This is a genomic window from Haematospirillum sp. H1815 (genome assembly GCF_012102705.1).
Classification (GTDB): domain Bacteria; phylum Pseudomonadota; class Alphaproteobacteria; order Rhodospirillales; family Rhodospirillaceae; genus Haematospirillum.
The window spans coordinates 28,512-52,233 of the sequence record NZ_JAAVTA010000002.1; the positions used below are offsets into that span (position 1 = coordinate 28,512).

17 protein-coding genes are annotated in these 23,722 nt (G+C 57.3%); 11 read left to right on the forward strand and 6 right to left on the reverse strand.

Annotated elements, in window-relative coordinates; translation table 11 throughout:
- Positions 1 to 7: 7 nt before the first annotated feature.
- Together HEQ60_RS02475 and HEQ60_RS02480 are read right to left on the reverse strand one after the other, a co-directional pair.
- On the reverse strand, positions 8 to 481 hold the full coding sequence (locus HEQ60_RS02475; RefSeq protein ID WP_168069200.1) for a peroxiredoxin: 474 nt from the start codon (positions 479 to 481) through the stop codon (positions 8 to 10).
- A complete protein-coding gene (locus HEQ60_RS02480; protein WP_245183724.1) occupies positions 478 to 3,558 on the reverse strand; it encodes a bifunctional [glutamine synthetase] adenylyltransferase/[glutamine synthetase]-adenylyl-L-tyrosine phosphorylase in 3,081 nt (1,026 codons plus the stop codon). The genes HEQ60_RS02475 and HEQ60_RS02480 overlap by 4 nt, the downstream gene beginning before the upstream one ends.
- A gap of 83 nt (positions 3,559 to 3,641) precedes the next feature.
- Between HEQ60_RS02480 and HEQ60_RS02485 the strand changes: the two genes are divergently transcribed.
- Entirely contained in the window at positions 3,642 to 6,941 is a 3,300-nt protein-coding gene (locus HEQ60_RS02485; RefSeq protein ID WP_168069202.1) for an AsmA-like C-terminal domain-containing protein, read from the forward strand.
- Here HEQ60_RS02485 and HEQ60_RS02490 read toward each other — a convergent pair.
- Positions 6,920 to 7,858 carry a DMT family transporter gene (locus HEQ60_RS02490; protein ID WP_322099277.1) on the reverse strand — a complete coding sequence of 313 codons (939 nt, stop codon included), beginning with the start codon at positions 7,856 to 7,858 and terminating at the stop codon, positions 6,920 to 6,922. The genes HEQ60_RS02485 and HEQ60_RS02490 overlap by 22 nt on opposite strands.
- A gap of 181 nt (positions 7,859 to 8,039) precedes the next feature.
- Here HEQ60_RS02490 and HEQ60_RS02495 point away from each other — a divergent pair, with 181 nt between their 5' ends.
- On the forward strand, positions 8,040 to 8,882 hold the full coding sequence (locus HEQ60_RS02495; RefSeq protein WP_168069204.1) for a ferritin-like domain-containing protein: 843 nt from the start codon (positions 8,040 to 8,042) through the stop codon (positions 8,880 to 8,882).
- Here HEQ60_RS02495 and purN read toward each other — a convergent pair.
- Positions 8,863 to 9,549 carry a phosphoribosylglycinamide formyltransferase gene (gene purN / locus HEQ60_RS02500; protein ID WP_209315376.1) on the reverse strand — a complete coding sequence of 229 codons (687 nt, stop codon included), beginning with the start codon at positions 9,547 to 9,549 and terminating at the stop codon, positions 8,863 to 8,865. The genes HEQ60_RS02495 and purN overlap by 20 nt on opposite strands.
- Complete coding sequence (gene purM / locus HEQ60_RS02505) at positions 9,537 to 10,619, reverse strand: phosphoribosylformylglycinamidine cyclo-ligase (protein WP_168069625.1); 1,083 nt, start codon at positions 10,617 to 10,619, stop codon at positions 9,537 to 9,539. The genes purN and purM overlap by 13 nt, the downstream gene beginning before the upstream one ends.
- Positions 10,620 to 10,659: 40 nt before the next feature.
- On the opposite strand from purM, the gene HEQ60_RS02510 reads away from it, so the two are divergent.
- From HEQ60_RS02510 to HEQ60_RS02530, 5 genes are all read left to right on the forward strand, one after another.
- Complete coding sequence (locus tag HEQ60_RS02510; protein ID WP_168069206.1) at positions 10,660 to 11,865, forward strand: DUF2066 domain-containing protein; 1,206 nt, start codon at positions 10,660 to 10,662, stop codon at positions 11,863 to 11,865.
- Positions 11,866 to 11,915: 50 nt separating this feature from the next.
- Entirely contained in the window at positions 11,916 to 13,076 is a 1,161-nt protein-coding gene (locus HEQ60_RS02515; protein WP_322099278.1) for an AI-2E family transporter, read from the forward strand.
- Positions 13,077 to 13,120: 44 nt separating this feature from the next.
- On the forward strand, positions 13,121 to 13,798 hold the full coding sequence (locus tag HEQ60_RS02520; protein WP_168069208.1) for an HdaA/DnaA family protein: 678 nt from the start codon (positions 13,121 to 13,123) through the stop codon (positions 13,796 to 13,798).
- A gap of 218 nt (positions 13,799 to 14,016) precedes the next feature.
- Positions 14,017 to 16,263, forward strand: a complete 2,247-nt coding sequence (locus tag HEQ60_RS02525; protein ID WP_168069210.1) for an RNA degradosome polyphosphate kinase — start codon at positions 14,017 to 14,019, stop codon at positions 16,261 to 16,263.
- Between the two features lie 11 nt (positions 16,264 to 16,274).
- Entirely contained in the window at positions 16,275 to 17,768 is a 1,494-nt protein-coding gene (locus HEQ60_RS02530; protein ID WP_168069212.1) for a Ppx/GppA family phosphatase, read from the forward strand.
- 16 nt (positions 17,769 to 17,784) lie between these two features.
- Here the strand turns inward: HEQ60_RS02530 and rnd are convergent, their stop codons facing one another.
- Positions 17,785 to 18,957 (reverse strand): ribonuclease D, encoded by a 1,173-nt coding sequence (gene rnd / locus HEQ60_RS02535; protein ID WP_168069214.1) that lies wholly within the window; start codon positions 18,955 to 18,957, stop codon positions 17,785 to 17,787.
- A 328-nt stretch (positions 18,958 to 19,285) separates the two neighbouring features.
- On the opposite strand from rnd, the gene HEQ60_RS02540 reads away from it, so the two are divergent.
- The 4 genes from HEQ60_RS02540 to HEQ60_RS02555 all read left to right on the forward strand — a co-directional run bounded on the left by HEQ60_RS02540 (position 19,286) and on the right by HEQ60_RS02555 (position 23,628).
- Positions 19,286 to 20,311: an amino acid ABC transporter substrate-binding protein gene (locus HEQ60_RS02540; protein ID WP_168069216.1), complete on the forward strand. Its 1,026-nt coding sequence runs from the start codon at positions 19,286 to 19,288 to the stop codon at positions 20,309 to 20,311.
- A gap of 205 nt (positions 20,312 to 20,516) precedes the next feature.
- The gene (locus HEQ60_RS02545) at positions 20,517 to 21,698 is read left to right on the forward strand and encodes an amino acid ABC transporter permease (RefSeq protein ID WP_168069218.1); all 1,182 of its coding nucleotides are present in this window, start codon (positions 20,517 to 20,519) and stop codon (positions 21,696 to 21,698) included.
- Positions 21,698 to 22,840 (forward strand): amino acid ABC transporter permease, encoded by a 1,143-nt coding sequence (locus HEQ60_RS02550; RefSeq protein ID WP_168069220.1) that lies wholly within the window; start codon positions 21,698 to 21,700, stop codon positions 22,838 to 22,840. Before HEQ60_RS02545 ends, HEQ60_RS02550 begins: the two co-directional genes overlap by 1 nt.
- A complete protein-coding gene (locus HEQ60_RS02555) occupies positions 22,837 to 23,628 on the forward strand; it encodes an amino acid ABC transporter ATP-binding protein (protein ID WP_066135014.1) in 792 nt (263 codons plus the stop codon). The genes HEQ60_RS02550 and HEQ60_RS02555 overlap by 4 nt, the downstream gene beginning before the upstream one ends.
- Positions 23,629 to 23,722: the final 94 nt, after the last annotated feature.

The following is a 23,722-nucleotide window of genomic DNA, read 5'->3' on the forward strand; positions in this document are numbered from 1 at the left end:
AAAACCATCAGGCCGATATCTGCCGGACGGCCTCCAGAACTTCAGCAACATGGCCGGGAATCTTGACCTTCCGCCACTCCCGCACGATTTCTCCACCCGGCGCAATCAGGAATGTGGAGCGATCAATACCCATATACTTACGGCCATACATGCTCTTCTCGACCCAAACCCCATAGGCCTCGCACAGGCTGCCGGTCTCTTCATCAGACAGCAGGGGGAACGGAAGGCTGTGCTTTTCCACAAACTGGTCATGCTTGCGCACGGAATCCCTGGATACGCCAAGAACCACAGCGCCGGCAGCCAGGAAATCATCGTGCAGGTCACGGAAGTTCTCAGCCTCGGTTGTACACCCCGACGTCAGGTCTTTTGGATAGAAATAGAGAACAACAATCCTGTCCTGCAGCGCGGCCAGTGACACGCGTCCCCCACCGCTGGCGGGAAGGTCGAACGCGGGAGCCGGCTGGCCTGTCATCATGTTCATGGTTTCGATTCTCCTTGTACCGGAGCAGAACCAGAAGCCCGGCGGGCTTGGTCCGCCGGATGTTCAATCAGGCGTGCAAAAAGGGCTGATACCTGCCTGTACACATGGTCCATGCGTTCCTTCAGATGCGGGAAATCAGGCTCCCCGGCTAAATGGGCCAAACGCGCACACAAACCGGGTGGCGCCTCCTGCTCCCGGAAAACGCCGTCGATGGAATAGCGCAAAATACCCTGTAGTCCAAGCCAGAGTTCCTGAGCCTCCTGCAACAGGTCCGCATCAGGGGATTCAAGGAAACCCGCATCCCGCAGACGATCGATGGCACCGGCGATGTTGGTATCCAGAACGGCTGGCTGCGCATTGGCATGCCGAAGCAGAAGATACTGCACGATAAATTCGATATCCACCAATCCACCGCGCCACAATTTGACATCAAACATGTTGGCGGCACGGCGTTCACGGGCCATACGGACCCGCATATCCGCCACATCCAGCAGCAACGCACCCGGATCAGGAGGCATGCCAAGAGACTGCACAAGAGCCAGGGAAACCCGCCGGGCCAAGGCGGGGTCTCCACACACAACCCGGGCCCGGGTCTGGGCCATGCGCTCCCACGTCCATGCCGACTCAGCGTTATACCGGACAAAGGCATCCAGACTGACTGCCAGCGGTCCCTTTGATCCTGACGGACGAAGGCGCATGTCCACCTCGTAGAGAATACCTGCAGGGGTCATGGCCGTAACCGCATTGACAAACCGCTGGGTCAGACGGATGAACCAGGTGCTGGCCGCCAAAGGAACCGGGCCATCCGACGTTTCACAGTCTGCCGGAAAATCATAAATGAGGGTCAGATCAAGATCAGAGGTCACGGTCATTTCCCGCCCGCCCATCTTCCCCAGAGCCAGAACCACCAGGGACCCACCCGGGACACGCCCGTGACGAAGGGAAAATTCGCGTTCTGTTTCACGCAGGAGGCGATCAAGCACCACATCGGCAACAGCCGTCAGGGCCTCGCCCGCCGGACGGGGAGCAACCATGTGACGCAGCACCTGCACCCCAACCTGAAACTTCCGCCCGTTGACCCAGATCCGGCACAGGTCCAGCACATCCTCGAACGCCGATGTTCCGGCAAGAATCCGGTCAAGATCAGCCCCCAGGGCATCCCGGTCAGGCAGCGGAGCCAGAAAATCCCGGGCCATAACCGCATCAAACAACCCGGGGCGACGGGCCAGGATACCCGCAAGACGCGGTGCATCCCCCATGATATCGGCCAGCAGATCCAGCAGCCGGTCATTGTCATACAGAAGCGAGAAGATCTGTATGCCGGCCGGCAGACCCCGCAGAAACTCGTCAAAACGGTAAAAGGCTTCATCAGGGCGGAACGTCCTGCCCAGCGCCCGCAACAAAGTTGGCACCAGCTCGGTCAAGACCTCGCGCGCCCGGGTAGAGCGGGTCACCCGATAGCGGCCATGATGCCAGGCACGGATCATTGCAGCAATGGCACGGGGATTGGTATAGCCCAACCCCGAAAGGGTCTGCAGAGTTTCCGGATCATCTTCATGGCCGGTAAAAACCAGGCTTCCTCCCTGCCCGTCCGGGGTCTCGGTCCCAAGACCGGGAGCATCACCAAAAAGTGCTGCATAGTGGGTTTCAACCGTACACAGAACGGCCTGTATGGCCTGGTCAAACGATGCCAGGTCCGGCCACCCGAGGAAACAAGACAGATGCGCCCGGCGCTCCGGATCCAGGGGCAGGGTCTGTGTCCGGGCGTCATCAATCATCTGCAACCGGTGCTCCACCGTCCTGAGAAACTGATAGCATCGGCTCAGGTCATCACGCACAGTGCCGGTAATCCGCCCGGCATCCGCAAGGGCATCAAGGGCGTCAAGGGTTCGGGAAAGGCGCAATCCCGGTACACGCCCGCCCCAGATCAGCTGCTGGGTCTGGGCAAAAAACTCGATCTCCCGGATACCCCCACGACCGAGCTTGATATTGTGACCGGCCACAGCGACATGCCCTCCTCCCTTGTGGGCATGGATCTGACGCTTGATGGAGTGAATATCCTGTATTGCATTGAAATCCAGTGATTTGCGCCACACAAACGGACGCAGGCCGGACAGAAATTCACGCCCACGCACAATGTCACCAGCAACCGGACGCGCCTTGATCATCGCCGCCCGTTCCCAGTTCTGACCAAAGCTTTCATAGTAAATTTCTGCAGCCTGCACCGACAACGCCAAGGCTGTCGATCCCGGATCCGGACGCAGGCGCAAATCCGTACGGAAGACATACCCGTCGGCCGTGCGCTCTTCCAGAAGACGCATCAGATCACGGGTCAGACGGACATAGAATTCTGATGGAGACTTGCGCCCCCGGTACCGGATTTTCTCCTCGTCGTAGAGGACAACCAAGTCAATATCAGAGGAGTAGTTCAGCTCGAAAGCGCCCAGCTTACCCAGCGCCAGGATCATGTAGCCACAGTCCTTCTGGGGATCGTCGGCATGAGGAAGATCAATCTGTCCCGTGTTCTGCGCTGCACGCAACAAGGCCGCCACACACAGTCGCAAGGCCATGTCCGCAAAATCGGACAATGCCGCACTGACCCGAATGGAATCCCAGACACCGACCATATCCGCAAGGCCAGCCAGCATGGACATCCGCCGCTTGGCCACGCGCAAGGCCTTCATCAGTTCAGGCGTGGTTACGGGCTGTACCAGCTCCTGCCTCAGGGTATGCAACAACACCGTTATTTCAGCATCGGGGCCGCGCGAGAACAGGGAAAAGAAAAAAGCCGGCTCCTGCAAAAGGCAGGCGGTCAGAAACGGACTGTTGCCAAAACAACTTTCCAGAACCCTCTGGACATCAGGATGACCGGATACCATATCAGGTACAGGAACCGCCTGCTCTGTACAAGAATCCACAAAACGCGCCACCACGTCCTGCCAGTGTTCCATCGCCACGGCGACTTTCAAGCGGTCAAAGGGAAGTGGCAAGGCCGACCAGTCACCCCACTCCAGCAGGGCTGGCAAAGGGGCGGATTCAGGCTTGCGGATAAACAGGGGAACAGGCACGTCAGGCATTCCAATTCAGTCTGTTTTACCGCAGACTGCGGGAGCCGGAACAAACGGTCAAGGCTGACCTCTGTCACGGGGTTATTGCCGGCATGATGACAAAAATCGGGGTTGTTGTGATTCAAAAGGGCGTAAGTCAATTTTTGCGTATTCTGGCGGGTATACTGTTTGCCATCCTGCTGGCAACCGGTGCCCTGACGTGGCGACTGGACCAAGGGCCTGTAGCGCTCGATGCCCTGACACCTTACCTGGAAGATGCCCTGTCCGATCCACAAGCAAATGTACGGGTTTCCATTGAGCATACCGAACTGCGCTGGGATCACGGGCTTGGCTCTGTCGGATTACGCCTTCAGGGAACACGCGTAAGGGATAACCAGGGGAGGCTTGTCGCACGCTTCCCCGGATTGGGTATTACCGTCGAGCCATGGTGGCTTCTGCAAGGCCGCATTTACCCAAGGATGATCCGGATCATCAATCCCAGCATCCTGATGATCCGGGACAAGAATGGCCAGATACGCTTGGGCATGTCAGATCTGCCGGATAATCCGTTGCCCTTGCCGGAAGAACAAGGACACACAGAACCCGACAGCACGGCAACAGAAACAACAACCAACTTTGTACAGGGGATTCTGGCGTCCCTGACCAACCATAGTTCACCCGATGGCACACCAGGCAGCGTTGTCCTGTCGCATCTGTCACTGTTACAGATCAGCGATGCCAGCATGGTGGTTATCGACAGAATAGCCGGAATGACATGGCATATTCCCCAGGCATCTGCTGACATGACCCGCGCCCGTGGTCAGCTGGATTTTGATGCCGACCTAGAACTGGCCACATCACAAGACACGACACATCTGGATCTAACAGGCTCCTATAGCGCCCGATCCCGGCATCTGGAAGTCAGGCTGGAAACACGGGACCTGCGTCCGTCCATCCTGTCCAACCTGTCCGGAGCGCTGTCCCCGCTGGCCGGCCTGGATATCCCGCTAAGTGGCACCGTGGACGCACGCCTTGCCTTGGGAGAGCAGACAACTCTTGTCTCAGGGGCCGCTCATATCACCGGAAAATCAGGCGTTCTTCACCTCCCCGAACCGATAGAAGGTGATATCCCGGTCAAATCCCTGGAAATAGGACTGAAGACAACAGCAGACCTGCAGGAGATTCAGCTGGAAACCCTGATACTGGATCTGGATGGAACCACCGTCACAGCCCAAGGCCACCTTCAGCCCGGGACAGGAGGGACCACGTCTTCCTCAGGGCAAGTGACCGTCTCTGTCGATACGCTTCCGGTCAACCGGCTCCGCGACCTGTGGCCCGCTGCACTTGCGGTCAATCCAAGAACATGGATTACGGAGAACCTGGAGGATGGAATCGTACGCAACGGATCATGGACATTCGACCTGGGTGCTGATGAACACAATACCATCACACTCAAGGCTCTTTCCGGCACGGCACAGGCTGAAGGGGTCACCGTCCACTACCTGCGCCCCATGCCCCCGGTATCCGACACACACGCCGCCATTTCTTTCACAGGGGATACTGTCGGTATTATGGTTGAAAGTGGGCACTCCGGCGCGCTCAAGGTCACCGGCGGAACGATCGCACTGGAAAAGCTGGACCAGGATGACAACACCGCTGCCGTCAATCTGTCCATAACCGGTCCCTTGCCTGAAGCCTTGGCACTGATCGACAACAAACCGCTGGGCTATGCCCGCAAAATCGGCATTGTACCGGACAAAACAGCCGGCCATGTGGAAACAGAGCTGAAGCTATTATTTCCCCTGCTCAGCGACCTTCCCCTGGACCAGTTGTCTGTCCATGCCAACGTGCAGGCAAAGGACGTATCGATTGCCAATCTGGTCTTCAACCAGAACCTGGAAAAGACCCGGATCACCATGGCGGTGACAACACAAAACCTTGAGGCAAAGGGAGAGGGAGAGATAGGCGGAATTCCCGCTCGTTTCACGTGGACAGAGAACTTCTCCGGCACCCCCTTTGCCAGCCGTTACCTGGTTGATGCCACCATCGCGCAGGACAAAAGACCCGTTGTCGGCCTGACCTTTACGCCCTTTGACGGAGAATGGATCGAAGGACCCATTACCGCAAAGGCCGACATGACAACCCAAAGCGACGGCCATGCCACCCTGAACGTGGACGCTGACCTGACCGCAGCCCATGCCGCAATACCCGAACTCGGATGGGTCAAGCCAACCGGAAAGCCCGGACATGCCAAGGCAACGTTGCTGCTGCGCGGACAGAATGTGACGGAGGTGCCATCGTTTTCAGCCAGCGTTGCCTCGGACCTGACAATACGTGGGTCCCTGAATGTCGGACGCAACAGCACACTGGCAGACCTGCGCCTGGATACGGTGCGGATCAACGGCACGGACGCAAAAGTCCGGATCAGACCAGCCAAGGACAGCGACGGTCTGAATGTTACGGTCACTGGGTCAACCCTGGACCTGTCTCCCCTGTTCTCGAGCCAAGATAACAGCGAAGGCAACAGTAAAAAGGAGCCGGACAGAACATCCAGCATGGCCGATGATGCACCCCTGCCGGACGGTATACCGACAACCCCGCTGACGGTCACACACCTGGATTTTACAAAGGTCTTGATGTCCGAGCATGGGGGACTGGAAGACCTGAAAGTATCTGCGGCACGTCGTAATGGTCGCTTCGAAAGCGTACAGGCCACAGCCCGTGTTGATGAAGGAAAACCGGCGGAATTCCGAATTACCTCCTCAGGGGAACAGAATGGAAGAAATATGACCCTGCGCACATCGGATGCCGGTGCACTGGCCCGTGCGCTGGGTATTATCACAACAATGCGGGGCGGAGAGCTTCAGGTCAACGGAACCCTGAGTCGTCATGGTGTGGCCCGGGGCACCGCGACGGTCGGTCAATACCGGCTGGTGGATGCTCCACTCCTGGCACGGATCCTGTCCGTTGCCGCCCTGACCGGGATTCTGGATACCTTGCGAGGGGAAGGCATCGCCTTCGAATCCCTGGAAGCTCCCTTCGTATACGACAGCGACCGCAACAGGCTGACCCTGAATGACTTCCGGACCCACGGGGCATCACTTGGCATGACAGGGCGCGGAACTGTGTGGTTTTCTGAAGGTCAGATCGACGTAGCCGGCTCCATCATACCGGCCTATGCCCTGAACAGCCTGGTCGGCAAAATCCCCCTGATCGGGCAGGTCCTGACTGGTTTTGAAAAAGACGGCGGTCTGATTGGGGCCAACTACGCCATACGCGGCACAACCAGTGAACCGTCGATTTCTGTCAACCCCCTCAGCGCCCTTGCCCCGGGCTTTCTTCGCCGGCTGTTCAATCTGGGACAGGGCAGTACAGCGAACGAGGCCGAACCTCAACCGGCACCTTCTCCCTGAAGCGGGGAAGGACGCCGTCCCCGGATCAGACGCCCGTCAAGTACGGCAAGGCCCAGCGCAATAAGGGCCATGCCTGCGCCATGGCGGGGTTCCAGCTGCTCTTCCAGGAACAGGAATCCCAGAACAACGGCACTGACCGGAATCAGGAAGGTAACAAGGGACGCATTGGACGCCCCGACACGATCCAGCAGGTTATAAAACAGCAGGTAGGCACAGACCGTTGACAGAACAGCAAGCCCAAGAACCGCACCCCATGCCGGGATGCCGGGTACAGGCAAGGTCCACGGCGTTTCCAGAACCAGGGCAAGGGGCACCAGAACCAAGGCTGCCCCGCTAATGCTTCCCACAGTAACAATCAAGGGGGATACGCCGTCCTGCTGCGCAAGGTAACGCCCATAAATCGCCGCCATGGCATACGACAGGCTGGCCACCAGCACCGCACCTTGGGCCAGAACAGACAGACCGATGCCATCAAGGGCATCCAGACCTGTCATCACCACCACACCACCAAATCCCAGCACCACACCAAGGCATTTGCCCGGTGTCATCCTCTCATCGCGGATCAGGACGTGGGCCAACAAAACGGTAAACAAAGGCGTTGTTGCATTCAGGATTGAAGCCACACCGGCTGAAACCGTGCCCTGGGCCCAGGCAATCAGGACCTGTGGAATCGCGTTGTTCAGCAAACCCATGGCAACAAAAGCGAAAAAGGGCGCAGACCCGATCAGGAAAAATTGACCCCGGATCATCAACAGGCCCCACAGAAATGGCAGGGCACAAAAAACACGCAGGGCAACCAACGTAAAGGGCGGGATCTCAGGGACGGCAACACCAACAAAGAAAAAAGCACCCCCCCAAAGAACCGACAAAAGAACAAGCAAGCCCCATTCCCGTACCCCCATCACTGTACCCGCCACGTCTGCATTCCCTGCCTGAAAAGTCTTGTGAAGAAAAGGGGCCACGCGCCCCCAGAAGGAAAAGTACCTGAACAGATAAGGGCAAACCTGTCATCTGGTTTTATCCCGAACAGACCATTGACCCAGAACCGGGGCTGCGATACCCCTGCCCGGATACTCTGGACAACAGGAATGCTGTACTGTGTTTGCCACCATCTCCGACGCTGCCCATACGGTTCTGACAACAGCAGACCCTGCCCGTAAATGTCTACTGACACGGCGGCTTTGCCTGCTGTGGGAACGAACCGGGCTGCCACCGGCAGGGCAAACCCTGCCACCGGACAGGCCGGCACGACCGGAGCATCCCGCCCTTCTGCCACCCCGGGATATGCCAAAGCGGTCAACAGGACCGGGAAAGGGGCGCATTGGCCTGATCCATGCCTTGGCCCATATCGAACTGAATGCTGTTGATCTGGCCTGGGACATTGTCGCCCGCTTCAATGATGAAAGAATGCCCGTCGCCTTTTACACGGACTGGATCCGGGTTGCTGATGACGAAGCCGGACACTTCATGATGCTGGAAGGGGCACTGCGTCGGCACGACTCCTTCTACGGTGCCCTGCCGGCCCATGACGGGCTGTGGCAAGCCGCCGAGAAAACAACAGGGTCACTGTCCGCGCGCCTGACCCTTGTCCCCATGACACTGGAAGCACGCGGACTGGATACCACACCCGCAACAGAAAATCGCTTGCGGGCGCAAGGAGAGCATGACCTGGCCGATATGCTGCATGTGATCTTCGAGGATGAAATACGCCACGTCCATAGCGGTGTGCGGTGGCTGACCTACCTGGCCCAGCGCGACAACCAGGACCCCGCCGCGCTGTTTGCCACCCATATTCAGACCCTGTACCCCGGGGGCCTGAAACCACCTTTTAACGTGGAGGCTCGCACGCAGGCCGGCTTCCCGGAGAGCTGGTACCGGCCACTACAGGCAGAACCAACATCACGGGAAGCGCAACGCCCTGTTACAACAGCGGTGGACTGACCAAGGCTTGTACGGATCCTTCTGCGGTATCAACCGCAACGGGTTGGGCCTTGGTGCCATCGATCACAAACCTACCCAGGACCAACCGACGCAGGGCCTCCGGATAAATCCTGTGTTCCTGTTCCAGAACACGGGCAGCCAGTGTATCCGGGGTATCCCCTGACAGAACAGGAACGGCTGCCTGCATCAGGATTGGCCCGTCATCAAGGGCCGGGCGTACAATGTGAACCGTACACCCGTGCACACGGACCCCGGCCTCAAGAGCCTGCCGGTGTGTGTGCAATCCCTTGAAAGATGGCAGCAAGGATGGATGGATATTGATGATCCGGTCCTGCCAGCCACGAATGAAACCGGCGGACAGAACCCTCATAAAGCCGGCAAGGCACACAAACTCCACGTCAGACTCCCGCAGGCAGGCATCTAGGGCGGCATCAAAGTCTTCCCGTGAAGGAAAAGTTTGATGCGGGATAACCGTTATGGGAACACCAGCCGTCCGGGCACGATCCAGTGCATAGACATCGGGAACATTGGATACGACGCGAACAACAGAGGCCGGAAAATCCGGCCTGTCCGCCGCATCAAGCAAGACCTGAAGATTGGATCCCCGGCCGGACACCAGCACCCCGACCCTGGCACGGGATGATGCAGCTGCTGTCATGGCTCCCATGCCTTTTCCAGCCCCTCCATCAGAACCGCCTCCCCTCCCGGGGCACGTTCAACCAAGGCACCAACAACACGGGCCTGCTCACCAAAAGACTGCAACAGGCCCAGGGCCTCTCCGACATGGTCCGGCGACACCACCAGGATCATGCCCAGACCGCAGTTGAACGTCCGCGCCATCTCCCGCGCTGTCACCCCACCCTCGCGGGATAACCACTGGAATACAGGAGGCAAGGGAACAGCCGCCATATCCAGCGATGCCGCCAGATGGCCGGGCAGGACGCGGGGAATATTCTCGGTAAAACCGCCACCGGTAATATGGGCCAATGCCTTGGCATACCCGGCCCGCACCGCGGCCAGGCAACTTTTCACGTATATCCGTGTCGGAACCAGAAGCGCCCGCCCCAGCGACATTTCTGGCGCGAAGGGGGCTGGAGCATCCCAGCCAAGCCCCGTTCTTTCAACAATACGGCGCACCAAGGAATAGCCGTTGGAATGCACACCGGTAGATGCCAGCCCGATGATCACATCCCCGGCCTGGCATCCAGATCCGTCAATCAAGGACCCCCGTTCGGCTGCACCAACGGCAAAACCGGCCAGGTCGTAATCCTTGCCGGTATACAGACCCGGCATTTCAGCGGTTTCCCCGCCAATCAGGGCACAACCGGCCTGACGACATCCTTCGCTGATCCCGGCAATAATGGTGCGGGCACGCTCCACATCCAGGGATCCGGTAGCAAAGTAGTCCAGAAAGAACAGGGGTTCGGCCCCCTGCACAACCAGATCGTTGACACACATCGCAACAAGGTCAATACCAACCGTATCGTGACAGTCGGCATCGATGGCGATTTTCAGTTTGGTACCAACGCCGTCGTTTGCAGCACACAGGACCGGATCCTGAAAGCCGGCGGCCCGAAGGTCAAAAAGACCCCCGAAGCCGCCCAGGGCCGAATCCGCTCCGGGACGTGCTGTTGAACGGGCAAGGGGTTTGATGGCTTGCACAAGGGCGTTTCCGGCGTCAATGTCAACGCCGGCATCCCTGTAACTTAGCCCTTTGGGTTCGGAAGGAGTAGTAATGGCGGCCTCACAGAGGTTCACTGTCAAATGGATGGACCGGATGCGCAAGATACTGCAACGGGCAGCTAATGCAATGGCTGGAAAAAAGGCAGTACGCCTGACCTTGCTCGGGATGGCTGTTTTCGTACCGTTTCCGGTAACGGCCGCCGATATTCCCGGGGCGATGCTGTCCGTCTATACCGTCAGCGATGTTGCTGTGGATGCTTCGGCCCCGAATGCCGTCCAGGCCCGTGAAGAGGCCTTGACCAATGGACAGCGCGATGCCTTCCGTATTCTTGTGACCCGTCTGGGCGCACCGGCAGACCGTGTTCCCGTACCGGACCCCGCAGCCATGAACGAGCTGGTTCTGGGTGTTGCCATTCTGGAAGAAAAGACATCCAACGTCCGTTACATCGGAAAAGCCGCCTTCACATTTTTCCCGGACGGGGTGCGTGACCTTTTGCGCAAGGCTGGCTTTACGGCGGTTGATGTACCGGCCCAGTCCCTTGTCGTTCTGCCCGTCTGGACACCGTCCCCAGGTACTCCATCCCGGTTGTGGGACGATCCGAATCCATGGAAAGCAGCGTGGGACAACCGTCCGAAAGCCGGCTTGGTTCCCCTGGATGTTCCCTTGGGGGATCTGGAAGACGTGACTGCCATCGATGCTGCACGCGCCTCAGCCATGGACCCGATGGCCCTTGATACCATTACGCAGCGGTATCAGGCTGAAGATGCGTTGATCGCTCATGCCGAGGCCCTGTCCCTTGATCGCTCCAGTGGTCTTCCGACAGAAATACGGATCCGTGCCACCCGTGGACAGGACCGGGATGCAACGTTCCACGATACGGTTCCGGTCCTGAATAGTCTGTCCTTGGAAGCAGCCCTGAACGAGGCCGTAACCCGCACCGTTGCCTGGCTGGAACGCAGCTGGCACGACGAATACAGCAAGATCGCCACAGGAGAGACGCAAACACTGAACCTGAGGGTTCATATTCCTGCCGGACTAGAAAACTGGCTGGCTGTGCGCAAGGCCCTGGACAAAAACCGAAATATCCAGTCCTGGACCCTTGATGCCCTGACCCGTACAGAGGCCCTTGTTTCTGCAACGATTTATGGTGACGCCGAACGTCTGTCATCCTCCCTGTCTGCCGATGGTTTGCAAATGACCTTGGAAGGGGAGCAATGGGTCATTCACCCGGCAACCCATACACAGGCACCCCCGTCATCACTCACGCCCGTGCCATACAATAGCCAGTATCCCGAATAACAACTGGGCAGCCACGAAGACACGTGCATGAAGACGGATCTGGAAAGAAGGTGAGCCCCCGGTTATGGTGGGCACTGGCACACGATAAATACCGAGCCTCGATGACTGCATCACCCTCTCCGCTTCCCGGCGCCCCATACCCCCCCTCACCACCCTCACGAACGTGGGTGTTCTGGGTGTCGATGGTGCTTCTGGCTCTGCTGTCGGTTTATGTCTTGAGAACCGCGCTCCTGCCCTTTGTGGCAGGGGCCGCCGTGGCCTATTTCCTTGACCCCGTCGCAGACTGGCTGGAACGTCATGGCCTGTCGCGCCTGGTTGCAACCATTCTGATTACATTTTTATTCCTGATGGTTGTCATCGGCGTACTCCTGATTCTTGTGCCCGCCCTTCAGGCAGAGATCGTGGGCTTTGTCCATCGCATTCCAGCCTACGCCCAAGCTATTGCAAAGCGGCTGGAACCCTTGGTGAGCCAAGCCGCAGAATTCTTGCCCAAATCCCAGGTCCAGAAATTGACCGACGGCGCATCAGGGATGTTCAGCAATGTCCTGTCCTGGATTTTTGATCTGGTACGGAGCCTTCTTTCCGGTGGAGCCGCCCTGATCAATGTCCTGTCCTTGGTGGTGATTGCGCCCGTAGTGGCCTTTTACCTGCTGCGCGACTGGGACGCCATTGTGACCAGAATTCATGACCTCTTGCCGCGACAACACGCCGGAACCATTGTGGAACTGGCACGGGAATCCGATACAGTGCTGGCCGGCTTTGTCCGTGGACAGGCTATTGTGTGCGTGTCGCTGGGCACCTTCTATGCAGTGGGGCTCAGCCTAGTGGGCCTTGATCTGGGGCTTCTGGTCGGGTTGGGTGCAGGGCTGATCTCTTTTGTGCCCTATGTCGGCACCATTCTTGGCTTTGTCATATCCATGGGCCTGGCCTTTGCCCAGTTTTCCGATACGTTGCACATCGCCCTGACGGCTGCTGTCTTTGCCCTGGGGCAATTCCTGGAAGGGAATTTTCTCTCTCCTTGGCTTGTCGGCAACCGCGTTGGCCTTCATCCCGTGTGGATGATTTTTGCGCTGCTGTCCGGGGGAACCCTGTTCGGCTTCGTCGGCATTCTTATGGCCGTGCCGGTTGCCGCCGTTCTGGGGGTTCTGGTACGCTTTTCCCTGCGTCGTTACCGTAACAGCCACCTTTATCACGGCCACAAGCCGACATGACGGGGGGCTACTCCCCCGATACCGTCAAAGGACCTGCCCAGATCATGCAGCAATTGCCCCTGCCACTTGAACACCGCCCTGCCCTGGGGCGGGAGGATTTTCTGGTTTCCTCTCATAATGCCGAGGCCGTTGCTTGGATTGATCGCTGGCCAGACTGGCCAACCGTGGCCGTAATCCTGTATGGTCCGGGCGGATGCGGTAAAAGTCACTTGGCCCATGTGTTCTCTGCCTGCGCGGATGCCCCCGTCGTTCAGGGAAAAGCCAATCTGGTTCTGGACCCGCCCGCACTCCTTGCAGGGCATCGCGCCTTGGTCATTGATGACGCGGATGCCGGGCTTGATCAGGTTTCCTTTTTTCACCTTTTCAACAGCGCCCGCGAAGCAGGCTGCTCTCTGCTTTTAACGGCGTCCGCTCCACCGTCCGTGTGGGGCCTGACACTGCCCGACCTGCGTTCACGCCTGAATACGGCCCCGACAGCATGCATCAGCGACCCGGATGACACCGCAATGGCTGCCGTCCTGATCAAGATGTTCTCGGACCGGCAACTGCGCATTGGCACCGATGTCCTGGATTATCTGGTCCGCCATATGGAACGCAGCTTTGAAGCCGCACGGACCTTGGTACAGAATGCAGACCGAATATCATTGGCAGAACAACGCCCGATTACACTTCCGCTTGTACGGCGACTCTTGCAGCAGGATGAGCGCATGGAGGCTTCTTGATAACACCTTGAAAAGACAGGAAGGTGACAAGATGACAGTGTCTTTTTGACATATCAGGCACAATATCTGTCGCGTGACCTCGTCCAAGATCCTGAAAATGCATCTCAACCACCATTACACTGAAGAAAGGTGCCTTTTGACGTATATCCCTTTCTTTCCGAAGGGGTTTTCGTGGTAACATAAGGTATGCTTACCCTTGTACGTGGAGTATTGCCACAATGCCTGAGACACCTGCCGGAGAGTCCCGCAGAAATCGGGATGCCGGAACCAGCCGTTCTGATCAGACAGAATACCGGACCAGCCGTGGCAGTACGGGACACGTACCGGCAGAAGATGCAACAACGCCTCACATTCATGCCTCCAGCCCTGAGCGCTTCATCAACCGTGAGCTATCGTGGCTGGCCTTTAATACCCGCGTTCTGGAAGAAGCGGAAAACACACGTCACCCCTTGCTGGAGCGTGTACGGTTTCTGTCCATTTCAGCATCCAACCTGGATGAGTTCTACATGGTGCGTGTTGCCGGCCTGAAGGGGCAGGTGCATGCCGGCATCACAACCCTGAGTCAAGACGGGCTGACACCGGCACAACAGCTGGAAGCCATCCATGTTGAAGCACGCAACCTGATTGAAAAACAGAACCGGGTCTGGGACACCCTGAAAAGGGAACTGGAACAAAACGGCATTCATGTGATCAATACGGATGCGCTGTCTTCCGATGACCGGATCTGGCTTGAACACCACTTTATGAGCCTTATCTTCCCGGTTCTGACGCCGCTGGCCGTTGACCCTGCACACCCCTTCCCCTTCATCCCCAACCTGGCCCAGGCGTTGGTCCTGCACCTGACCCGGCGCGAGGACAATGAACCCTTGCGCGCCCTGATTCCCCTTCCCACGGGGCTGGACCGTTTTATTCGCATCCCCGGAGACGCCATTCGCTTTTTGGCCATTGAAGATGTGGCGCTTCTGTTTCTGCACCACCTGTTTCCGGGTTTTGAATTGCAACAATGGGGTCACTTCCGGGTTATTCGTGACTCAGAAATGGAGATTGATGAAGAGGCACAGGATCTGGTCCAGTCGTTTGAAAGCGCCCTGAAACGCCGGCGGAGGGGGCTTTGCATCCGCCTGAAGATGAATGCTGACATCCCTGATGACCTAGCCAAGCTGATTTGCGACGAAATGCATGTGGCCCCGGCGGATGCTTTCCGGGTTAACGGGCTGATTGGTCTGGCCGATACACGCAAGCTTATTACGGATGAGCGCCCTGATCTTCAATTTGTCCCCTTCAATATCCGCTTCCCGGAACGGATACGGGATTTCGGGGGGGATTGCTTCGCTGCCATCCGCAAGAAAGATATTGTGGTTCATCACCCATATGAATCTTTTGATGTTGTGATCCAGTTTCTGCGACAGGCCGCACGCGATCCCAGCGTCATGTCCATCAAGCAGACTCTGTACAGAACATCCAAGGGCAGCCCGATTGTCGCCACGTTGATCGAAGCCGCAGAAAACGGTAAGTCCGTTACGGCCATGGTAGAGCTGAAAGCACGCTTCGACGAAGAGGCCAACATCCAATGGGCCCGCGATCTGGAACGGGCCGGTGTCAACGTCGTCTATGGATTCCTTGACCTGAAAACCCACGCGAAAATAAGCTTGGTGACGCGGCGCGAAGGGAATGAACTACGGTCGTATGTGCACTTTGGGACTGGAAACTACCACCCAATCACAGCCAAGATTTACACTGACCTGTCTTTCTTCTCTGCGGATCCGGCCCTATGCCTTGATGCTGCCCGCGCATTCAATTTCATGACCGGGTATGCACGACCCGAAAAGATGGAAAAGCTGATCATCGCCCCATTGGGATTACGGGATTTCCTGCTGGCCTGTATCGATGACGAGATCAAGAACGCAAAAGCCGGGAAACATGCGGCGGTCTGGGCCAAGATGAATTCCCTGGTTGACGGAAAGGTCATTGATCGCCTGTATCAGGCGTCCTGTGCCGGCGTGCAGGTTGATCTGGTCATACGCGGGATCTGCTGCCTGCGCCCCGGGGTACCCGGCCTGTCTGAAAACATACGGGTCAAATCGATTGTCGGGCGTTTTCTTGAACATTCCCGTATCATTGTCTTTGCCAACGGAGGCCCTTTGCCCGGTGCACAGGCAAAGGTCTATATCTCATCGGCGGATTGGATGCCACGCAATCTGATTCACCGGGTCGAGCATCTTGTGCCAATCGAAAATCCAACCGTCCACACGCAGATCCTGGACCAGATCATGGGGGCAAACCTCAAGGATACCAGCCAAAGCTGGAGCCTGCGCCCGGATGCGACCTTCGTCAGGGCAAAACCATCAACGCATGCTTTCTCCGCGCATGACTTCTTTATGAACAACCCATCACTGTCCGGTCGGGGAAATGGTGTACAACACCCACCGAAGAAATCTCCGCGTATCATCCTTCAGCGCGAATAGGCCAAATACATATGCAGGACAGGATTTGCCGCAAGCCGGTTGGCATCATCGATATCGGGTCCAACACCGTTCGACTGGTTGTGTATGACGGTATTCACCGGACACCGATGGCTCTGTTCAATGAAAAAGCCACCTGCGCCTTGGGTGCCGGCATTGAAAGCCGTGGACGTCTGAACCCGGATGGGGTGCCAATGGCTGCGGCATCTATCGAACGCTTTGTTCACTTGGCCCGGGCCATGAATGTAGAGCGTCTGGATATTCTGGCAACAGCCGCCTGCCGGGACGCCTCGGACGGTCGCAAATTCCTGAAAAACATCGAGAAACGAACCGGTGTGCCGGTGACCCTGCTCAGCGGGGAAGAAGAAGCGATCCGCGCTGCCTATGGAGTGCTGTGCTCTATACCGGATGCAGACGGCATGGTGGCCGACCTTGGGGGCGGTTCCCTGGAGCTGGTTACGGTAACACCAGACAGCAAACCCGATACCGGGGAATTCATAAGCCTGGCTCTGGGGGTTCTGCGCCTGGCCGAGAACGCCGGCAACAGCTGTGGCAACAAGCTGCGCAACCTGATACGCAAGCGCCTTGCTGCTGTTACCTTCCTGGAACACGGAAAGGGCCGCCACCTGTACGCCGTCGGGGGATCGTGGCGGGCATTGGCCCAGATCATTATCGAGCATATGGACTACCCCCTGCATGTTCTTGACAACTTTTCCCTGCCCTACGACACCGCACGCGAAATGGTGTCACTGGTAACCCAGCAAAATAAACGCGCACTGGAAAAAATGGGGCACGTCTCCAAACGGCGCCTCCCCTATTTGCCACTGGCCGCAACGCTGCTGGATATCCTTCTGGAAGAGATTCAGCCCGATGCGCTGGTGTTCTCTGTGTATGGCATGCGCGAGGGGCAGTTCTTCCTGAATCTGCCGCAGAAGATGCAGGACGGTGACCCGCTTCTGTCTGCGGCTACAGAATGGGCCCGTGCCGCCGGTCGCTTCCCCGAACATGGGCGAGAGCTGCTTGAGTGGATGGCCCCGCTGTTCCCCGATGAGCCAAAGCACCTGAACCGCCTGCGCCATGCGGCGTGTCTTTTGGGGGATATTTTCTGGAGCGAACACCCGGACTATCGGGCCGAGCAGGCGTTCCTGAAAGTCCTGCGCCTGCCCTTCATGGGCCTGAACCATACTGACAGGGCTGCGTTGGCCTTGGCTGTCTATTACCGCTACAGTAGCAGCGACGCCCTGCTCGCTGTCAAGCAGGCCCAAGAGCTTCTGGATGCCAAGCGTCTAAAACGTGTACGGCTTATTGGCGCAGCGCTACGCCTTGGCCACTCCATCAGTGGCGGCGCGGCGGGCATTCTGGCGCAAACACAACTGGAGAAAGGTAAAAAGAACCTTGTTCTGGCTGTACCCGCAGACGACCCCGTGTACTACACGGAACTTTTCGGGAAGAAGCTGGACAAACTGGCCAACGAGCTGGGCTGCAAGGGACAAGTTATCCAGATCTAGGAAAGGGGTGAATGAATCATCCCTCTATTTCTACGGCCTCAACACGCCGCCCGTTACGGGACAGACAGAGGGCAAGGCTACCGTTCTTCAAGGCCAGGGCATCAGCCCCGAAAACATCACGGCGCCACCCCTTCAAGGCCGGAACATCCGCATTGTCATCAAGGGCAATCAGCTCCAGGTCTTCACTGTCGGCAACCAGCTTCTGCGCCACGTCGTGCTCTTCACACCGCATTTTCAGAAGAACCCGCAGCAGATCGGTCGCCGGGCCAATACCCGGTGGCAGATCGCGACGATATGGTGGGGTCGGAAGATCCTCCGCCGGCATAGCCTTGCCCCGGGCAACAGCCTCCAGAATAGACTGCCCCGTGATTCCTTCTGCCTGCCCCTTGACGAAACCGCGCGTCCGCTCCAGCTGCTCGACCGTACGGGGGGCATGGGCCGCGATTTCAAGGAGAGCCTCGTCCCGCAGCACACGCTGACGCGGAATATCGCGCGTCTGGGCCTCAATCTCGCGCCATGCCGCAAGCTCACGGACAATGCCAAGGAAACGGGGCGTCTTGGTCCGGGTCTTGAGACGCCGCCATGCCTCTGGCGGATCAACACGATAGTTGGAAGGATCAAGCAGCACAGCCATCTCCTCATCCAGCCAGTGGGCCCGGCCGGTTTCTTCCAGACGGGCAGCCAGTTTTTCATATATCACGCGCAGGTGCACAACATCTGACAGGGCATAAGACACCTGCTGGTCTGTCAGCGGACGTCTGGCCCAATCCGTGAAGCGCATGGACTTGTCGATGGAAACCTTTGCCAGTTTGCTGGCCAGCGTTTCATAGCCGACCGAATCTCCGAAACCGCAAACCATGGCTGCGACCTGGGTATCAAAGAGCGGCGCGGGAAACGTTCCCATCATATTATAGAATATTTCCAGGTCCTGCCTGGCTGCATGGAAAACTTTCAGAACCGCCTTGTCACGCATCAGGGAAAACAAGGGAGAAAGGTCAATGCCCGGCGCCAGGGGATCAATACAACGCGCCTCATCAGGCCCGCCAACCTGCACCAGACAGAGCTGCGGCCAGTAGGTCTTCTCCCTCATGAACTCGGTATCCACCGTAATGAAGGGTGTACCGGCGAGGCTGTCACAAAAGGCCTGCAAGGCCTGCGTATCGGTGATGAGGATGCTTGTGTCGTTCATGCGGAAACATATAGCGTGACAGGCACAGCCTTGCAATCCGTGGCCTGCGGAAAGATGCGCCGCCCCATCGGCAGGAAGAGACAAACGGAGTACCTCTCTGGATCCGTGAGACCCGGAAGCCCCCGGCATATAACCAACCAAATAACACCCGAAATGATGCAACACGGCTTGACACACTGAAATTAGGTTTTCCAAACCTACAGGCTCGGTCTAATATCCTCGGCAGATGCGGGAGGATCGGGAAGGCTCTGAAAATGTTGCCCCGCTTGACAAAAAGATGCAAACTAACGCTAAAAACAGATGCAATAGTGCTCGGAGGCTTCGTTGGATGAATAGAATACTGATTGCCGTTGCGGCTGCGGCTGCCGTGTCACTTGCGACAACAGGCGCACTTGCCGGGGCCACTTTGGATGCTGTCAAGAAGCGTGGCACCGTTGTGTGTGGGTCGCATACCGGTCTGGCCGGGTTCTCCACGCCCAATGAAAAAGGCGTGTGGACGGGGATCGATGTGGATGTCTGTCGCGCTGTCGCAGCGGCCGTCTTCGGTGACGCAACAAAAGTGTCCTACGTTCCCCTGTCAGCCCAGCAACGCATTACAGCCGTACAATCCGGCGAAGTGGACTTGCTGGCACGTAACACGACATGGACCCTCTCACGCGATACGGCCAATGGTATGGATTTTCCAGCCGTCAACTACTATGACGGTCAGGGGTTCATGGCACACAAGAGGCTGGGCCTGAAAAGTGCCAAGGAACTTGATGGTGCAACCGTATGCGTGCAGACGGGAACAACCACCGAGCAGAATCTCGCCGACTATTTTCGTGCCAACAACATGAAAATGAATCCGGTCACAATTGAGAAGTACGAGGAAGTCAGCGCAGCCTACTCATCCGGACGCTGTGATGCCATCACCTCTGACATTTCACAGCTGGCTGCAATCCGCGCCAACGACGTGCCCGACCCGGCTGAGCATGTAATCCTGCCCGAGCTCATTTCCAAAGAACCACTTGCCGTATCTGTCCGTCATGGTGACAACCAGTGGACCGATATTGTCCGCTGGTCGTTCTACGCTATGCTGAATGCCGAGGAGCTGGGGATCACATCCGCCAACGTGGATGAGCAGCTGAAGTCAGCTACGGATCCAAATGCCAAGCGCCTGCTGGGGATAACCCCTGGCATGGGGGCTGCCCTTGGCCTGGATGAAAAGTGGGCCTATAATATTATCAAGCAGGTTGGCAACTATGGCGAAAGCTTTGAGGCCAATGTTGGACTGAAGACGCCAATGCGCCTGGAACGGGGCCTCAATGCCCTATGGAACAAGGGCGGCATCATGTATGCCCCTCCTGTCCGCTAGGACAGGCGCTGTATAATACCCCGCCGGTCTTCTTTTCACGATGACCGGCGGGTTGTGTCTTTCTTGTTGCGAGTGCAGACACGCCTCTGACATCCTGTCGCAGGATAGTCAGGGAAACGCTGGATGGCGTAGCAGGGCCGCGACGCAATAAATGGCACACCTGTTTTGTTTGAGCTGTTGTTTATAAACTTTGGGATCGCAAACCATGTCCGAACTTGGAAAAAGCCGGTCGGGCGGAGCCCTCTTGAATGATGTCCGCATACGCGGAATCATTGCCCAGGTGCTTGTGCTCGGTGCTGTGTCGGCACTGATTGCCTGGCTGGTACACAACACCCTGAGCAATCTTGCCGCATTGCAGATTGCGACCGGGTATGGGTTTCTCGAACGGGAAGCTGCCTTTGATATCAGCGAGAGCGTTATTCAGTACTCCCCGGCTGATAGCTACCTCAGGGTTCTGGCTGCTGGCCTTCTGAACACGCTGAAGGTTTCTCTTATCGGCATTATACTGGCAACATTTATAGGAACATTGTTTGGTATCGCGCGCCTGTCCAGCAACTGGATCATTGCCCGTATTGCCGGCATATACGTTGAAGGCTTGCGCAATATTCCCCTGCTGCTACAGCTTTTTTTCTGGTACGCCCTGATCACGGAAGCGTTGCCCAACCCAAAACAAGCGCTTCAGCCGCTGGAAGGCGTTTTCCTTTCGAACCGTGGCATAAAGGTTCCGTGGCCTGTCTGGGAAACCGGACACACCATCGCCGTCATTGGCTTTTTTGCCGCCCTTGTTGTTGCTTTCTTCCTTAATGTACGCGCCACACGCATACAAAATGCAACCGGTCAACGCCCAGGCGTCTTGCTGCCCGCCTTGGGGCTGATGATTATTTTTCCGGTATTGGGGTGGCTGGCAGGCGGTGCACCGACAGAAATCAGCACTCCTGTCCTGCAGGGCTTCAACTTCCGGGGCGGGGCTAATCTGTCTCCCGAGTTTACAGCGCTCCTGACCGGCCTGACCTTGTACACGGGCACCTTTATCGCCGAGATTGTCCGCGGTGGCATCAGCGCTGTTCCATGGGGGCAAACCGAAGCTGCCGTCGCCTTGGGCCTTAAACGGTCACGCGTGATGAGGCTTATCCTGCTTCCACAGGCGTTGCGCGTCATCATCCCACCCTTGACGAGCCAGTATCTGAACCTCGTCAAGAACTCCTCCTTGGCTGTTGCCATTGGCTACCCTGACCTTGTCAGCGTTGCAAATACGGCAATCAACCAAACCGGCCAGGCCGTAGAGGGGGTTGCCATTATCATGGCAGTATATCTGACAATATCCTTGAGCATTTCGGCCTTTATGAACTGGTATAACGGTCATATAGCATTGCGGGGAGGACGGTGATGAATACCGAACGAGACCCGCGTCCGGGCGATGCCCTTTCCCACATTGAAGAACCGGTCAGTGTTTACCCAGGCTCCCCCCAGATGCGTTCCATGCATGTCTTGGGGTGGGCACGGCAGAACCTTTTCAGTTCGACATCCAACACCATCATGACTCTTCTGTGCCTGGGACTGTTGGTACAGATCGTGCCTGGACTGCTGAACTGGGCTTTCATCAATGCCATCTGGTCTTCTGCAACACCGGATGCCTGCAAAGTCTCCGGAGCGGGTGCCTGCTGGGCGGTTATTGAGCAGAAACACCGTTTTATACTGTTTGGCCTTTACCCATATGAAGAGCATTGGCGCCCGATCATGGCCACGGTTCTCTTCATCATCGCACTGGCCATAACCTGCAATCCGCGTTTCTGGGGCCCGACCTTGGCTTTGGTGTGGATCGTAACCCTCCCCCTGTGCGCCATACTGATGTGGGGCGGTATTCTGGGCATGACCCGGGTCAGCAATGATCGCTGGGGTGGTCTGCCTCTGACGCTTCTCCTGTCTGTCATCGGCATTGGACTGGCGTTTCCTATTGGGGTTCTGGCTGCCCTTGGCAGACGCTCGGAACTGCCGATCATTAAATCAATCAGCGTTATCTACATCGAACTGATTCGCGGTGTGCCGCTGATTTCTGTCTTGTTTATGGCATCGGTCATGCTGCCGCTGTTCCTGCCCGAAGGAACAACGATCGACAAGCTGCTCCGGGCCCTTGTCGGCATTACCCTGTTCACAGGCGCCTATCTGGCAGAGGCCATTCGTGGCGGGCTTCAGTCGTTGCCACGGGGGCAGTATGAAGCCGCTGATGCCCTTGGACTCGGCTACTGGCAGAAGACACGGTTGATCATCCTGCCCCAGGCTATCCGCATTGTTATTCCGCCACTGGTGAACCAGTTTATTTCCATGTTCAAGGATACATCGCTGGTTATCATTATCGGGCTGTATGACCTGTTGACCACAGCAAAGACAGCCATGACCGATCCGGCATGGCGCCCGTTCTATGTAGAAGCATACGTCTTTACAGCCCTGATTTACTTCGCCTTCAGCTTCTTCATGTCCCGCTACAGCCTGTATCTGGAGCGTCACCTGAATACGGGAGTTCGCCGATGAGCGACCACAACACCTCCACCAACGCCGCGTCCCAGCGCAAACCCGGTGAGGAAATCGTTATCAGCCTGACCAATGTCAACAAATGGTACGGTCAGTTTCATGTCCTGCGTGATATCAACCTTGTGATCCGTAAAGGTGAACGCGTTGTTGTCTGCGGTCCTTCGGGATCGGGGAAGTCAACCATGATCCGCTGCATCAATCGCCTGGAGGAACATCAGGCGGGCGTCATCATGGTCAATGGCACGGAACTGACCAATGATGTCCGTGCGATTGAGGCCATCCGGCGCGATGTTGGTATGGTGTTCCAGTCCTTTAATCTGTTCCCGCACCTGACGGTTCTGGAGAACCTTGTCTTGGCACCGACGTGGGTCAAAAAGGTTCCCCGCAAGGAAGCCGTGGACGTGGCCATGTACTATCTGGGGCGCGTCAAGATTCCCGATCAGGCCAACAAATACCCCGGCCAGTTGTCAGGAGGACAGCAACAGCGCGTCGCTATTGCCCGCGCGCTGTGCATGAAGCCAGACATCATGCTCTTTGACGAACCGACATCAGCCCTGGATCCCGAAATGATCAAGGAAGTTCTGGATGTCATGACAGAGCTTGCGCAGGAAGGCATGACCATGGTGTGCGTCACCCATGAAATGGGCTTTGCCCGCTCGGTAGCGGATACGGTTGTTTTCATGGCTGACGGTACGATCGTTGAAATGGCCCCTCCTCAACAGCTGTTCAACAGCCCACAGGAAGAGCGGACCAAACAGTTTCTCAGTCAGATTATCCAGCACCACTGACACGGAAACACCCTACAAAACCAGAGCAAGCCCTTTCTCGATACAGGGCTTGCTCTTTTTATTGCGCGTAAGTGTGTGAAGAAACGTTCGGGTC

Coding starts and splice junctions, on each gene's coding strand:
- HEQ60_RS02475 (WP_168069200.1), bottom strand. CDS start 481: ATGAACATGATGACAGGCCAGCCGGCTCCCGCGTTCGACCTTCCCGCC.
- HEQ60_RS02480 (WP_245183724.1), bottom strand. CDS start 3,558: ATGCCTGACGTGCCTGTTCCCCTGTTTATCCGCAAGCCTGAATCCGCC.
- HEQ60_RS02485 (WP_168069202.1), top strand. CDS start 3,642: ATGATGACAAAAATCGGGGTTGTTGTGATTCAAAAGGGCGTAAGTCAA.
- purN (WP_209315376.1), bottom strand. CDS start 9,549: ATGGGAGCCATGACAGCAGCTGCATCATCCCGTGCCAGGGTCGGGGTG.
- HEQ60_RS02510 (WP_168069206.1), top strand. CDS start 10,660: ATGCGCAAGATACTGCAACGGGCAGCTAATGCAATGGCTGGAAAAAAG.
- HEQ60_RS02520 (WP_168069208.1), top strand. CDS start 13,121: ATGCAGCAATTGCCCCTGCCACTTGAACACCGCCCTGCCCTGGGGCGG.
- HEQ60_RS02525 (WP_168069210.1), top strand. CDS start 14,017: ATGCCTGAGACACCTGCCGGAGAGTCCCGCAGAAATCGGGATGCCGGA.
- HEQ60_RS02530 (WP_168069212.1), top strand. CDS start 16,275: ATGCAGGACAGGATTTGCCGCAAGCCGGTTGGCATCATCGATATCGGG.
- rnd (WP_168069214.1), bottom strand. CDS start 18,957: ATGAACGACACAAGCATCCTCATCACCGATACGCAGGCCTTGCAGGCC.
- HEQ60_RS02540 (WP_168069216.1), top strand. CDS start 19,286: ATGAATAGAATACTGATTGCCGTTGCGGCTGCGGCTGCCGTGTCACTT.
- HEQ60_RS02545 (WP_168069218.1), top strand. CDS start 20,517: ATGTCCGAACTTGGAAAAAGCCGGTCGGGCGGAGCCCTCTTGAATGAT.
- HEQ60_RS02550 (WP_168069220.1), top strand. CDS start 21,698: ATGAATACCGAACGAGACCCGCGTCCGGGCGATGCCCTTTCCCACATT.
- HEQ60_RS02555 (WP_066135014.1), top strand. CDS start 22,837: ATGAGCGACCACAACACCTCCACCAACGCCGCGTCCCAGCGCAAACCC.